General features: G+C 52.3%; 8 protein-coding genes. 4 read left to right on the top strand and 4 right to left on the bottom strand.

Annotated features, from left to right (window positions below):
• Positions 1-74: 74 nt before the first annotated feature.
• On the bottom strand, positions 75-2354 hold the full coding sequence (gene maeB / locus AABJ99_RS06990; protein ID WP_000342645.1) for an NADP-dependent oxaloacetate-decarboxylating malate dehydrogenase: 2280 nt from the start codon (positions 2352-2354) through the stop codon (positions 75-77).
• A 287-nt stretch (positions 2355-2641) separates the two neighbouring features.
• Between maeB and tal the strand changes: the two genes are divergently transcribed.
• Both tal and tkt read left to right on the top strand, forming a co-directional pair.
• Positions 2642-3592, top strand: coding sequence for a transaldolase (tal, locus tag AABJ99_RS06985; RefSeq protein ID WP_001003725.1), 951 nt, complete (start codon positions 2642-2644; stop codon positions 3590-3592).
• Between the two features lie 19 nt (positions 3593-3611).
• Entirely contained in the window at positions 3612-5615 is a 2004-nt protein-coding gene (tkt, locus tag AABJ99_RS06980) for a transketolase (RefSeq protein ID WP_039020942.1), read from the top strand.
• Between the two features lie 114 nt (positions 5616-5729).
• Here the strand turns inward: tkt and ypfG are convergent, their stop codons facing one another.
• From ypfG to aegA, 3 genes are all read right to left on the bottom strand, one after another.
• Positions 5730-6773 (bottom strand): DUF1176 domain-containing protein, encoded by a 1044-nt coding sequence (gene ypfG, locus AABJ99_RS06975; RefSeq protein WP_039020943.1) that lies wholly within the window; start codon positions 6771-6773, stop codon positions 5730-5732.
• 125 nt (positions 6774-6898) lie between these two features.
• Positions 6899-7474: a GDP-mannose pyrophosphatase NudK gene (gene nudK / locus AABJ99_RS06970; RefSeq protein WP_032184855.1), complete on the bottom strand. Its 576-nt coding sequence runs from the start codon at positions 7472-7474 to the stop codon at positions 6899-6901.
• 67 nt (positions 7475-7541) lie between these two features.
• The gene (gene aegA, locus AABJ99_RS06965; RefSeq protein WP_039020944.1) at positions 7542-9521 is read right to left on the bottom strand and encodes a formate-dependent uric acid utilization protein AegA; all 1980 of its coding nucleotides are present in this window, start codon (positions 9519-9521) and stop codon (positions 7542-7544) included.
• A gap of 205 nt (positions 9522-9726) precedes the next feature.
• Here aegA and narQ point away from each other — a divergent pair, with 205 nt between their 5' ends.
• Together narQ and acrD are read left to right on the top strand one after the other, a co-directional pair.
• The gene (gene narQ, locus AABJ99_RS06960; RefSeq protein WP_001353046.1) at positions 9727-11427 is read left to right on the top strand and encodes a nitrate/nitrite two-component system sensor histidine kinase NarQ; all 1701 of its coding nucleotides are present in this window, start codon (positions 9727-9729) and stop codon (positions 11425-11427) included.
• Positions 11428-11590: 163 nt separating this feature from the next.
• Complete coding sequence (gene acrD / locus AABJ99_RS06955; RefSeq protein WP_001273157.1) at positions 11591-14704, top strand: multidrug efflux RND transporter permease AcrD; 3114 nt, start codon at positions 11591-11593, stop codon at positions 14702-14704.
• Positions 14705-14788: the final 84 nt, after the last annotated feature.

Raw genomic sequence — 14788 nt, 5'->3', positions numbered from 1 at the left:
TAAGCTTTACTAATATATTGCAGTAAAACCGCTTACCCTGAATATTCAGGGTAAGCGTGAGAGTTAAGAATGAATTACAGCGGTTGGGTTTGCGCTTCAACCACGGCCAGCGCCACCATGTTGACGATACGACGTACGGATGCGATTGGTGTTAACACGTGAACCGGTTTCGCCACACCCATCAGCACCGGACCGACAGTCACACCTTCCGAGCTGGAAACGCGCAGTAAGTTGTAACTAATACGGGCAGCTTCCATGTTCGGCATCACCAGAATATTGGCGGAACCTTTCAAAGGGCTGTCCGGCATACGATCGCTGCGAATCGCTTCCACCAGCGCTGCATCGCCGTGCATTTCACCATCAATCATCAGTTCTGGCGCACGCTCCCTGACCAGTTCCAGCGCTTGACGCATTTTGCTCGACGACGGGCAGTCAGAAGAACCAAAGTTGGAGTGTGACAACAGAGCCACACGCGGCTCAATACCAAAACGACGAACAGTTTCTGCCGCCATCAAGGTGATCTCCGCCAACTCTTCTGCGTCTGGCTCGTCATTGACGTAGGTATCGGCAATAAAAGTGTTACCACTCGGCAATAGCAGCGCGTTCATTGCGCCTGCGGTGTGAACGCCATCGCGATAACCAAAGACATTTTTCACCACGCTGAAGTGTTCATGATAATCGCCCACCGTACCGCAAATCATTGCATCGGCTTCGCCACGCTGAACCATGATCGCGCCGATCACTGTCGGGTTACTGATCAGTGCCCGCTGTGCCTGCTCCTGAGTTACACCACGGCGCTTCATGATCTGGAAGTATTCGGTCCAGTATTCTTTAAAACGCGGATCGGATTCGTTATTGACGATCTCAAAATCAACGCCCGCTTTGATCTGCAAGCCCAGTTTTTGAATGCGCATTTCGATCACGTTCGGACGACCGATAAGGATCGGTTTCGCCAGTCCCAGCGTCACCAGTTCCTGAGTAGCATGCAGAACGCGTGCCTCTTCCCCTTCCGGTAAAACAACGCGCTTCGGCGCTTTGCGGGCCTGGGAGAAAATCGGCTTCATAAACAGGTTGGTTTTGTAAACGAACTCAGTCAGCTTGTCGATGTAGACGTCGAAATCAGCAATCGGACGCGTCGCCACGCCCGACTCCATCGCCGCTTTAGCGACCGCAGGAGCGATCTTAACGATCAAACGCGGATCAAACGGTTTTGGAATGATGTATTCCGGACCAAAGCTCAGATCCTGATCGCCATAAGCTGAAGCCACCACTTCACTCTGTTCCGCATGGGCCAGTTCTGCAATCGCGCGTACCGCCGCCAGTTTCATTTCCTCGTTGATAGCTGTTGCACCAACGTCCAACGCGCCACGGAAGATGAACGGGAAGCAAAGCACGTTATTAACCTGGTTCGGGTAGTCGGAACGGCCGGTACAGATGATGGCATCCGGACGCACTTCTTTCGCCAGCGGCGGCAGAATTTCTGGTTCCGGGTTTGCAAGCGCCAGGATCATCGGCGCACGAGCCATTTTCTTAACCATTTCCTGGGTCAGCACTTTCGGGCCGGAACAGCCCAGGAAAATATCCGCGCCTTCAATCACATCATCGAGGGTACGTTTGCCGTCATCCACCACCGCATATGCGGCTTTGGTTTCCGCCATATTTGGCTCACGGCCCTGATAGATAACGCCTTTTGAATCACAAACCACGATGTTATGTTTTTGCAGCCCCAGCGCCACCAGCAGGTTCATACAGGCAATTGCTGCTGCACCCGCGCCGGAAACCACCATCCGCACGTCGGAGATGTTTTTCTCCACCACGCGCAATCCGTTGAGGATGGCTGCAGTGCTGATAATTGCCGTGCCGTGCTGATCGTCGTGGAATACTGGAATATTCATCCGCTCGCGCAGTTTCTGTTCAATATAGAAACATTCTGGCGCTTTAATGTCTTCGAGGTTGATGCCGCCGAAGGTCGGTTCGAGCGCAGCGACGACTTCAATAAATTTGTCCGGGTCAAGTTCATCAACTTCAATGTCAAATACATCAATCCCGGCGAATTTCTTAAACAGAACGCCCTTGCCTTCCATCACCGGTTTGCCTGCCAGCGCGCCAATGTTGCCTAACCCCAGCACCGCCGTACCGTTAGAGATCACCGCCACCAGGTTACCACGAGCGGTATATTTGTAGGCTTTTAACGGGTCTTTTTCGATTTCAAGACAAGGTGCGGCAACGCCTGGTGAGTAGGCCAGCGCCAGATCGCGCTGCGTTGCCAGAGGCTTGGTTGGAGAAACCTGGATTTTCCCTGGAACTGGAAATTCATGGAAATCAAGTGCACTTTGTTTTAACTGGTCATCCATTTGGTTGTTCCTTTCACGTAACGTTCACAAATAAAGTGTGTGAGCAACAGCCTTGCCCACAACGTGGCGCACATTATTACCTTGCCGGAGTCTACAGACTTTGAGCAAGTCCAAACTCTCACCATTAACATAATGTTTTGGTAATAATCCTATAACACTGATGTTACCTGCTTAATCCAGCAATACCATGCCTGTCTGCTATGCTTTTTTGATGCGTTTAGCGAAATTTCTCAGAAGTGTGAATTAACGCACTCATCTAACACTTTACTTTTCAAGGAGTATTTCCTATGAACGAGTTAGACGGCATCAAACAGTTCACCACTGTCGTGGCAGACAGTGGCGATATTGAGTCCATTCGCCATTATCATCCCCAGGATGCCACCACCAATCCTTCGCTGTTACTCAAGGCTGCCGGATTATCACAATATGAGCATTTAATAGACGATGCTATCGCCTGGGGTAAAAAAAATGGCAAGACCCAGGAACAACAGGTGGTCGCTGCATGTGACAAACTGGCGGTCAATTTCGGTACTGAAATTCTCAAAATCGTACCCGGTCGCGTGTCAACAGAAGTTGATGCACGCCTCTCTTTTGATAAAGAAAAAAGTATTGAGAAGGCGCGCCATTTGGTGGACTTGTATCAGCAACAAGGCGTTGAGAAATCACGTATTCTGATCAAGCTGGCTTCAACCTGGGAAGGAATTCGCGCGGCAGAAGAACTGGAAAAAGAAGGTATTAACTGCAACCTGACGCTACTGTTTTCTTTTGCTCAGGCGCGGGCCTGTGCAGAAGCAGGCGTTTTTCTGATTTCGCCGTTTGTCGGGCGTATTTATGACTGGTATCAGGCGCGTAAGCCGATGGACCCGTATGTGGTGGAAGAAGATCCGGGCGTTAAGTCAGTGCGCAATATCTACGACTACTATAAGCAACACCACTACGAAACCATTGTAATGGGCGCGAGCTTCCGTCGCACCGAACAAATCCTCGCCTTAACCGGCTGCGATCGACTGACTATTGCGCCGAATTTGCTGAAGGAGCTGCAGGAAAAAGTTTCTCCAGTAGTGCGTAAATTAATCCCACCTTCTCAGACGTTCCCACGCCCAGCCCCGATGAGCGAAGCGGAGTTCCGTTGGGAGCACAATCAGGATGCAATGGCGGTAGAAAAACTCTCTGAAGGCATCCGCCTGTTCGCCGTTGATCAACGCAAACTGGAAGATCTTCTTGCCGTCAAACTATAAACCAGCCACGGAGTGTTATATGTCCCGAAAAGACCTTGCCAATGCGATTCGCGCGCTCAGTATGGATGCGGTACAAAAAGCCAATTCTGGTCATCCCGGCGCGCCGATGGGCATGGCCGATATTGCCGAAGTGCTGTGGAACGATTTTCTTAAACATAACCCCACCGATCCAACCTGGTATGATCGCGACCGCTTTATTCTCTCTAACGGTCACGCGTCGATGCTGCTCTACAGTTTGCTTCATCTGACCGGTTACGACCTGCCGCTGGAAGAGCTGAAGAACTTCCGTCAGTTGCATTCGAAAACCCCTGGTCACCCGGAGATTGGCTATACGCCTGGTGTTGAAACCACCACCGGTCCACTTGGACAAGGTTTGGCGAACGCGGTCGGACTGGCGATAGCAGAACGTACACTAGCGGCGCAGTTTAACCAGCCGGATCATGAAATTATCGATCACTTCACCTATGTGTTTATGGGCGACGGCTGCCTGATGGAAGGTATTTCTCACGAAGTCTGTTCGCTGGCGGGCACGCTGGGGCTGGGCAAGCTGATTGGTTTTTACGATCACAATGGTATTTCCATCGACGGTGAAACCGAAGGCTGGTTTACCGACGATACGGCAAAACGTTTTGAAGCCTATCACTGGCATGTGATCCATGAAATCGACGGTCACGATCCGCAGGCGGTGAAGGAAGCGATTCTTGAAGCGCAAAGCGTAAAAGATAAGCCATCGCTGATTATCTGCCGTACGGTGATTGGCTTTGGTTCACCGAATAAAGCAGGTAAAGAAGAGGCGCACGGCGCACCGCTGGGTGAAGAAGAGGTGGCGCTGGCTCGACAGAAACTGGGCTGGCACCATCCGCCATTTGAGATCCCCAAAGAGATTTATCACGCCTGGGATGCCCGCGAAAAAGGCGAAAAAGCGCAGCAGAGATGGAATGAGAAGTTTGCCGCGTATAAAAAGGCTCATCCGCAACTGGCAGAAGAGTTTACTCGCCGGATGAGCGGTGGTTTACCGAAAGACTGGGAGAAAACGACGCAGAAATATATCAATGAGTTGCAGGCGAATCCTGCGAAGATCGCTACCCGTAAGGCTTCGCAAAATACGCTTAACGCTTACGGGCCAATGCTGCCTGAACTGCTTGGCGGTTCGGCGGATCTGGCTCCCAGTAACCTCACCATCTGGAAAGGTTCTGTATCGCTGAAGGAAGATCCGGCGGGCAACTATATTCACTACGGGGTGCGTGAATTTGGTATGACCGCTATCGCCAATGGCATTGCGCACCACGGCGGCTTCGTGCCGTATACCGCGACGTTCCTGATGTTTGTTGAATACGCTCGTAACGCCGCGCGGATGGCGGCACTGATGAAAGCGCGGCAGATTATGGTTTATACCCACGACTCAATTGGCTTAGGGGAAGATGGTCCGACCCACCAGGCCGTTGAGCAACTGGCCAGTCTGCGCTTGACGCCGAATTTTAGCACCTGGCGACCGTGTGATCAGGTGGAAGCTGCGGTGGGCTGGAAGCTGGCGGTCGAGCGTCACAACGGGCCGACGGCGCTTATCCTCTCAAGGCAGAATCTGGCCCAGGTGGAACGTACGCCAGATCAGGTAAAAGAGATTGCCCGCGGTGGTTATGTGTTGAAAGACAGCGGCGGCAAGCCGGATATTATTTTGATTGCCACTGGTTCAGAGATGGAAATCACCCTGCAAGCGGCAGAGAAATTAGCGGGAGAAGGTCGCAATGTACGCGTGGTTTCCCTGCCCTCGACCGATATTTTCGACGCCCAGGATGAGGAATATCGTGAGTCGGTGTTGCCTTCTAACGTTGCGGCTCGCGTGGCGGTGGAAGCAGGCATCGCCGATTACTGGTACAAATATGTTGGTCTGAAAGGGGCAATTGTCGGGATGACGGGTTATGGGGAATCTGCTCCTGCGGATAAGCTGTTCCCGTTCTTTGGCTTTACCGCCGAGAATATTGTGGCAAAAGCGCATAAGGTACTGGGTGTGAAAGGTGCCTGATGGTGATCGCCGGATGCTGATTGCCGGATGCGACGCTGACGCGTCTTATCCGGCCTACCGCGTCTTATCCGGCCTGACGCGTCTTATCAGGCTGACATGTTCCCGCTATTATGTTTAACGGGTGATCCACAACGTGGGCCAGGCGTCTGGTCCATGCCAGTTATCGCAGGTAGGTTCTGCAGCGTAACGCACCAGGCGAAAACGCTGACCGTCAAAGCGCCAGCGCGCCTGAATGCCACAATCGCTTAATCCTCGCCCTTTCGCTAAGGTCACCAGTTCACGCGATTTTTCATCGAATGTTGCGTTCATCAGTTCCAGTTCATTGGTCTCCTGACCGTTGTTGAACGGCAAACGCAACCGTACCGGGCGCGAGGCCAGTGGCTTTTTACGCGACACAATCCACGCAAGATCAATGGTGTTATACGCGCCTGCTTCACAGCTAATCATCATCAACGCTTTATCGTCGGTCAGCGCAGTCACATTCACTTCACGACGCAACGGATCAAGCGAACAGCGCAGACCATTCATCCGCCAGTTACCGTAATCCAGCAAATCGTTACGTTCTTCACGAGAAAGTGGGGTCGGCGTCGGGTTCACTACCGCGACCTCTTTTAGCGCAGGCGCTGGCGGTACGCTGAGCGGCGGTTCGTCCCCTTTCTTAATCCACGCAGTTTCACTGCCAAGGCGCTTTTGCTGGGCATCAATAAACAACAACGCCGCTTTTAAGCCACTCAGAGAAATGGTCTGATTGCCGTCGCGTAAGGTGATCGCCTTCCCTTCCTGAATCATCTGCAAAAACGCGGTGATGGTTGCCGTATCATCGGTTACTAATAACCATGGTGAAATCCGCCACTTGTCACCACTTAACGCCAACGGCTCGCCATCTAACAGCAGCCGTGGCGCTATCTCCCCTTCTGACGCATCCGGCGACTTCAACCCGCCGCGCTCAATACGTAAAACGGCATCGGTATGCGCCCCGGCGCTGCGGCTCAGGGTCATCACCAGTCCATTATGATTGCCCGTATTGCGCGCCACACAGAAATTTTGATTATTACAGGTGACCTGCCAGTCGGAAAATGCCCGTTGCGCTGGTGCCGCCCACACCAAAGACGTCGGCAATAAAGCGAAAAAAAAGAGAAGAAAAATGCGATAGCGCATGGACGGTACGACCCCAGAAGTTCAAACAAACAGCACAAGTCGTATCTTCGTTGCGCAGGTAGCGCGGCTCAATCGGATTTATCGGATTGAGCCAATAATAAACAACGAAATATTATTGTTATTTTTCAGTCCATTAAATGTGATGTTTGCAAATAGTTAAGCAATAACACCGTCTTACCGTCACGTATTTCGCCGCTTTTGATCATCTCCAGCGCCCGGCTGAACGGCAGCTCGAGCACTTCAATATCTTCATCTTCGACACCACCGCCCGCATTAGCGCGCTGGCTGTCACTGTATTCGGCGATAAAAAAGTGGATTAGCTCAGTCACACCGCCTGGCGACATATACAGTTCAAATAATTTGCGCACTTCGCCAACTTCATACCCCGTCTCTTCAATCGCTTCTTTGCGAATACACACTTCCGGTTCGTCGTTATCCAGCAGCCCGGCGCAGGTTTCAATCAGCTGCCCGCTGTCATTGCCATTAACCCAGGTAGCGACGCGGAACTGACGAATCAGAACGACGGTCTTTTTCTTCGCGTTGTACAGGAGGATCGTCGCACCATTACCGCGATCATAAACTTCACGTTTATGGCGGATAACTTCGCCATCTTTTCGCGTGAGATCGTAAGTTATGTTGTGCAGGGTGAAATAGTTATCGGAGAGAATTTTGTCTTTAATGAGGGTGATTTGTTGCGTCATACCGACTCCACAGCGCGAAATGAACAATTATCTTACGCTGTGAAGCCGGATTTGTCTGCGCAGGCTATTAGTGAGATTTGACTGATTTTATCCCCAGCCAGTCAATGATCCCCTGTGCCGCATGACGTCCTTCTGCCATTGCGGTAACCACCAGATCCGCACCACGCACGGCATCGCCACCTGCGAAGATTTTCGGATTCGTGGTCTGGTAACGGTACTGGCTTTCAACGTCCGCTACGATGCGGCCCCATTTATCCACCGTTACACCGTGCGACTCCAACCACGGCATACCATGAGGATTAAAACCAAATGCCATGATCACCGCATCAGCTGGCATCACAAACTCACTGCCTTCCACCGGCACCGGACGCCGACGCCCCTGGGCATCCGGCTCGCCAAGACGCGTACGCAGGAAACGAATTCCGCAAACATGACCTTGCTCATTCAGCTCAAGCGCCACCGGCTGGACGTTAAATTCGAAGTTTGCCCCCTCTTCGCGGGCGTTCTTCACCTCCTTCTTCGAGCCAGGCATGTTAGCTTCATCACGACGATAGGCACAGGTGACGTTACTCGCGCCATGGCGCAGCGCGGTACGCACACAGTCCATCGCGGTGTCGCCTCCGCCCAGTACCACGACGTTAAGTCCGGCGGTATTGATAAACGGCTCTTCAGGTAACTCTTCAAGCCCCATCACCTGTTTAGTGTTGGCGATGAGGAATGGCAGCGCGTCATAAACGCCCGGCGCATCTTCATTAGGTAAACCCGCTTTCATGGAACGGTAAGTGCCTACGCCAACGAAAACCGCGTCGTATTGTTCCAAAAGCGAATCCAAAGAGACATCTTTACCCACTTCACAATTGAGTTCGAAGTGAATCCCCATCGCGCTGAAGATTTCCCGGCGACGCGCCAGCAGGGACTTATCCAGTTTGAAAGAAGGAATGCCGAAGGTGAGCAGGCCACCGATTTCTGGATGGCGATCGTACACCGTCACCTCCACGCCATTGCGGATCAGAACATCCGCACAGGCTAGCCCTGCCGGACCTGCACCGATAATCGCCACCCGCTTATCCACTTTGGTGACATGGCTTAAGTCAGGACGCCAACCTTTCGCCAACGCCTGATCCGAAATGTAGCGTTCGATGTTGCCGATAGTTACCGCTCCGTGCTCATCGCGAATGGTACAGGCTCCTTCGCACAGACGGTCTTGCGGGCAAACGCGTCCGGTAATTTCTGGCAGGGTGTTGGTCTGGTGAGAAAGCTCGACGGCGGCGTCGATATTTCCGGCTTTCACCAGCTCTATCCACTGTGGAATGTGGTTATGCAGAGGGCAGGTCCATTCACAAACGCTGTGCTCGCCGCACTTCAGGCAACGCGAGGCTTCCCGTTGTGCCTGGTCGGCGCGAAATGGCAGATAAATTTCATCAAAACCAGTTTTGCGCGCTTCAATCGCCAGTTTATCCGGCTCGCCTCGCGCGGGGGTTGCCTGCATTTGCTCGACTTTACTCATCGCCGGCATTTCTGGTGCCCCAGTACTGGCATGCCACGGTTGATGCTCCTGACGTGCGGTGCGCAGGCGGCGAGATTTCGCTATGCCGGAGAGTGCGGCGTCAGTGACCAGTTGCAGAGCGTCCGCCGGACAATTCTCGACACAGGCAGGACCGCTTTCGCGACCAGCACAAAGGTCGCATTTATGCGCCGTGGCTTTAACTTTGCCTGCCGCGACGGGGGTCAGGACGATTTGCATCGTACCAAATGGACAAGCAACCACGCAGGATTTACAGCCAATACACTTTTGCTGATTGACCTGAATGCTGTCATCAACATGGCTGATCGCGCCATTAGGGCAACTACGGGCACAGGGCGCATCTTCGCAATGGTGACAGGTCACCGCACTACGTTGCTGCTGATGTTTGATAACCGTAATTCGGGGATGAAAATGGTGTTGGCTCAGGACATGTTGCTCATCATTGTGAGCCATGACACAGGCGATTTCACAAGCATGACAACCCAGACATTGCTGACTGTTGGCCATAATAAAACGATTCATAACGACCTTCTTTTTTGGTTGTAAAAACCTTATTCTTTATATGAGTGTTGTTATTACCCGACTTACAGGGGAATCGGCAATGTTCATGTGCCCAGAATAAGTCACTATTTCGCTATAAACTGTGGCAGATCAAATAATCCCATCACTGACTAAATTGCATTTCAGCAAACTGGAACATTAATGATTTTATGTGGAGAAGACGCGTGTGATTGTTAAACGCCCCGTCTCGGCCAGTTTGGCCCGGGCCTTTTTTTACATTGTGCTGCTGTCGATTCTTTCCACGGGTATCGCACTGCTAACTCTGGCGAGCAGTTTGCGCGACGCTGAGGCTATCAATATTGCCGGATCGTTGCGTATGCAGAGTTACCGCCTGGGCTACGACTTGCAAAGCGGCAGTCCACAACTCAATGCGCATCGCCAACTGTTCCAACAGGCACTGCACTCACCGGTGTTAACCAATCTCAACGTCTGGTATGTGCCAGAGGCAGTAAAAACCCGCTATGCGCATCTGAATGCCAACTGGCTGGAGATGAATAATCGGCTCAGCAAGGGCGATTTGCCGTGGTATCAGGCCAATATTAATAATTATGTTAATCAGATAGACCTGTTCGTGCTGGCTTTACAGCACTACGCCGAACGCAAAATGCTGCTGGTGGTGGCGATCTCCCTGGCTGGCGGCATCGGTATTTTCACGCTGGTCTTTTTTACTCTGCGCCGCATACGCCATCAGGTGGTTGCCCCGCTGAATCAGCTGGTTACCGCCAGTCAGCGTATTGAACACGGCCAGTTCGATTCGCCGCCGCTGGATACAAGTCTGCCCAATGAGCTGGGACTGTTGGCCAAAACCTTTAACCAGATGTCGAGCGAGCTGCATAAATTGTATCGTTCGCTGGAAGCGTCAGTAGAAGAAAAAACCCGTGATCTCCACGAGGCCAAGCGTCGCCTGGAGGTGTTGTATCAGTGTTCGCAGGCGCTGAACACCAGCCAGATAGATGTGCATTGTTTCCGCCATATTTTGCAGATTGTTCGCGACAATGAAGCGGCTGAATATCTGGAGTTGAATGTCGGTGAAAACTGGCGGATTAGTGAAGGGAAACCAAACCCCGAATTGCCGATGCAGATTTTACCGGTAACGATGCAAGAGACGGTTTACGGCGAACTGCACTGGCAAAATAGCCACGTGTCATCATCAGAACCGCTGCTTAACAGCGTTTCGTCGATGCTGGGGCGCGGTTTGTACTTTAATCAGGCGCAGAAGCATTTTCAGCAGTTACTGTTGATGGAAGAACGTGCCACCATCGCACGGGAATTACATGATTCGCTGGCCCAGGTGCTTTCTTACTTACGTATCCAGTTGACGTTACTTAAACGTTCGATACCGGAAGATAACGCCACCGCACAAAATATCATGGCCGATTTCTCCCAGGCATTGAATGATGCTTATCGACAGTTACGCGAGCTGTTGACCACGTTCCGCCTGACGCTGCAGCAAGCGGATCTTCCCTCCGCGTTGCGGGAAATGCTGGATACGTTACAAAATCAAACCAGCGCAAAACTGACTCTCGACTGCCGTCTGCCAACACTGGCGCTGGATGCGCAAATGCAGGTGCATTTGTTGCAAATTATTCGCGAAGCTGTACTCAATGCGATGAAGCACGCCAACGCCAGCGAAATAGCCGTCAGTTGCGTCACCGCGCCGGACGGCAATCACACAGTCTATATCCGTGATAACGGGATTGGCATCGGAGAACCGAAAGAACCCGAAGGTCACTATGGTCTGAATATTATGCGCGAACGCGCGGAACGACTGGGTGGAACGCTGACTTTTTCACAACCTTCCGGTGGCGGCACGTTAGTGAGTATTAGCTTTCGCTCTGCGGAGGGTGAGGAAAGCCAGCTAATGTAATGCCACCTACTGACCAAAGAATACTTGCACTTAAGGTTCAGTATAAAAGGGCATGATAATTTACATTAACTCCTTTTTTTCTCCACGATTGGTCCGTACCTTGCCGCTACAGTGAAGCAAGGCATGCCAACAACAATACGCAGAAACACGAGGTCCTCTTTTAATGGCGAATTTCTTTATTGATCGCCCCATTTTTGCCTGGGTGCTGGCAATCCTGTTGTGTCTGACAGGAACCCTGGCGATTTTCTCATTGCCCGTTGAACAATACCCGGATCTTGCACCGCCTAACGTGCGAGTAACCGCTAACTACCCCGGCGCATCTGCTCAGACGCTGGAAAACACCGTGACCCAGGTTATCGAGCAAAATATGACCGGCCTCGATAATCTCATGTATATGTCGTCTCAAAGCAGTGGCACCGGTCAGGCATCTGTCACCTTAAGTTTTAAAGCGGGCACCGATCCGGACGAAGCAGTGCAGCAAGTACAAAACCAGCTGCAATCAGCCATGCGAAAGTTGCCGCAGGCGGTGCAAAATCAGGGCGTGACGGTGCGTAAAACCGGCGATACCAACATTCTTACCATTGCCTTCGTCTCTACCGATGGTTCGATGGATAAGCAGGATATTGCCGATTACGTTGCCAGTAATATTCAGGACCCATTAAGCCGCGTGAATGGCGTCGGGGATATCGATGCCTATGGTTCGCAATATTCAATGCGTATCTGGCTGGACCCGGCGAAACTCAACAGTTTTCAGATGACGGCTAAAGATGTCACTGATGCCATTGAGTCACAGAACGCGCAGATTGCGGTTGGGCAACTTGGTGGTACGCCTTCCGTCGATAAGCAGGCGCTCAACGCCACCATTAACGCCCAGTCACTGCTGCAAACACCAGAACAGTTCCGCGATATCACCTTACGGGTGAATCAGGACGGCTCAGAAGTAAGGCTGGGCGATGTCGCCACCGTCGAAATGGGGGCAGAGAAATACGATTATCTCAGCCGCTTCAACGGTAAGCCAGCCTCCGGGCTCGGGGTAAAACTGGCCTCCGGCGCGAACGAAATGGCAACAGCGGAGCTGGTACTCAATCGTCTCGACGAACTGGCGCAGTACTTCCCACATGGACTGGAATACAAGGTGGCATATGAAACCACCTCATTTGTTAAAGCCTCCATTGAAGACGTGGTGAAAACGCTGCTGGAAGCTATCGCCCTGGTTTTCCTCGTTATGTATCTGTTCTTGCAAAACTTCCGTGCCACGCTGATACCAACTATCGCCGTGCCGGTGGTGTTGATGGGAACCTTCTCCGTACTTTACGCCTTCGGTTACAGCGTCAACACCTTAACCATGTTCGCGATGGTGCTGGCGATCGGTCTGCTGGTGGATGACGCCATCGTGGTGGTGGAAAACGTCGAACGTATTATGAGTGAGGAAGGACTCACTCCTCGCGAAGCCACACGTAAATCGATGGGGCAGATCCAGGGAGCACTGGTCGGGATTGCGATGGTGCTGTCGGCGGTATTTGTGCCAATGGCCTTCTTCGGCGGCACCACCGGAGCTATCTATCGCCAGTTCTCTATTACCATTGTTGCGGCGATGGTGCTGTCAGTACTGGTAGCGATGATCCTCACTCCGGCTCTGTGCGCCACGCTACTTAAGCCACTGAAAAAAGGTGAGCATCACGGGCAAAAAGGCTTTTTTGCCTGGTTTAACCAGATGTTTAACCGCAACGCCGAACGCTACGAAAAAGGGGTGGCGAAAATTCTTCACCGTAGCCTGCGCTGGATTGTGATTTATGTCCTGCTACTTGGCGGCATGGTGTTCCTGTTCCTGCGTTTGCCGACGTCGTTCTTGCCGCTGGAAGACCGTGGCATGTTTACTACCTCGGTACAGTTGCCCAGCGGTTCAACCCAACAACAGACCCTGAAAGTCGTTGAGCAAATCGAGAAATATTACTTCACCCATGAAAAAGACAACATCATGTCGGTGTTTGCCACCGTTGGTTCTGGCCCTGGGGGTAACGGGCAAAACGTGGCGCGAATGTTTATCCGCCTGAAAGACTGGAGCGAACGCGACAGTAAGACCGGCACCTCGTTTGCCATTATCGAACGTGCAACGAAGGAATTTAATAAGATTAAAGAAGCTCGCGTTATCGCCAGCAGCCCGCCAGCAATTAGTGGCCTTGGCAGTTCTGCGGGTTTTGATATGGAGTTGCAGGACCACGCTGGTGCGGGTCACGATGCGCTGATGGCAGCACGTAACCAGTTGCTGGCTCTGGCGGCGGAAAATCCGGAGTTAACCCGTGTACGCCATAACGGCCTCGACGACAGTCCGCAGTTGCAGATTGATATCGATCAGCGTAAAGCTCAGGCGCTGGGCGTTGCTATCGACGATATTAACGACACGCTGCAAACCGCGTGGGGTTCGAGCTATGTGAATGACTTTATGGATCGCGGTCGCGTGAAGAAAGTCTATGTGCAGGCCGCTGCGCCATATCGCATGCTGCCAGATGACATCAATCTCTGGTATGTACGAAATAAAGATGGTGGCATGGTCCCCTTCTCTGCTTTCGCGACCTCACGCTGGGAAACAGGCTCGCCGCGTCTGGAACGCTATAACGGTTATTCAGCGGTAGAGATTGTCGGGGAAGCCGCGCCGGGGGTCAGCACCGGTACGGCGATGGATATTATGGAATCGTTAGTGAAGCAGTTGCCAAGCGGCTTTGGTCTGGAATGGACGGCGATGTCGTATCAGGAGCGACTCTCCGGCGCGCAGGCTCCGGCGCTGTATGCCATTTCATTGCTGGTGGTATTCCTGTGTCTGGCGGCGCTGTATGAAAGCTGGTCGGTGCCGTTCTCGGTAATGCTGGTCGTGCCGCTGGGCGTTATCGGCGCGCTGCTGGCAACCTGGCTTCGCGGGCTGGAAAACGACGTTTACTTTCAGGTAGGCCTGTTAACGGTGATTGGTTTATCGGCGAAAAACGCCATCCTGATCGTCGAATTTGCTAACGAGATGAACCAAAAAGGTCACGACCTGTTTGAAGCGACGCTCCACGCCTGCCGTCAGCGTTTACGTCCGATTCTGATGACCTCTCTGGCCTTTATCTTCGGCGTATTGCCAATGGCAACCAGCACAGGGGCCGGTTCCGGTGGCCAGCATGCGGTGGGTACTGGCGTAATGGGCGGGATGATTTCGGCCACGATTCTGGCTATTTACTTCGTGCCGCTGTTCTTTGTGCTGGTGCGCCGCCGCTTTCCGCTGAAGCCACGCCCGGAATAAGCAATTAAAAAGGCGACATACCAATGTGTCGCCTTTTTCAACTTTCCGATAAAGAACCTGTTCAGCAGGTACTTTCTGTTTGTA

It is taken from the genome of Escherichia coli (assembly GCF_036503815.1).
Lineage (GTDB): Bacteria > Pseudomonadota > Gammaproteobacteria > Enterobacterales > Enterobacteriaceae > Escherichia > Escherichia coli_F.
This window is presented reverse-complemented; position numbering and strand designations above follow the sequence as displayed.

Excerpts from the sequence above, each read along its gene's own strand:
- maeB (WP_000342645.1), bottom strand. The coding sequence starts at position 2,354 with ATGGATGACCAGTTAAAACAAAGTGCACTTGATTTCCATGAATTTCCA.
- tal (WP_001003725.1), top strand. The coding sequence starts at position 2,642 with ATGAACGAGTTAGACGGCATCAAACAGTTCACCACTGTCGTGGCAGAC.
- tkt (WP_039020942.1), top strand. The coding sequence starts at position 3,612 with ATGTCCCGAAAAGACCTTGCCAATGCGATTCGCGCGCTCAGTATGGAT.
- ypfG (WP_039020943.1), bottom strand. The coding sequence starts at position 6,773 with ATGCGCTATCGCATTTTTCTTCTCTTTTTTTTCGCTTTATTGCCGACG.
- nudK (WP_032184855.1), bottom strand. The coding sequence starts at position 7,474 with ATGACGCAACAAATCACCCTCATTAAAGACAAAATTCTCTCCGATAAC.
- aegA (WP_039020944.1), bottom strand. The coding sequence starts at position 9,521 with ATGAATCGTTTTATTATGGCCAACAGTCAGCAATGTCTGGGTTGTCAT.
- acrD (WP_001273157.1), top strand. The coding sequence starts at position 11,591 with ATGGCGAATTTCTTTATTGATCGCCCCATTTTTGCCTGGGTGCTGGCA.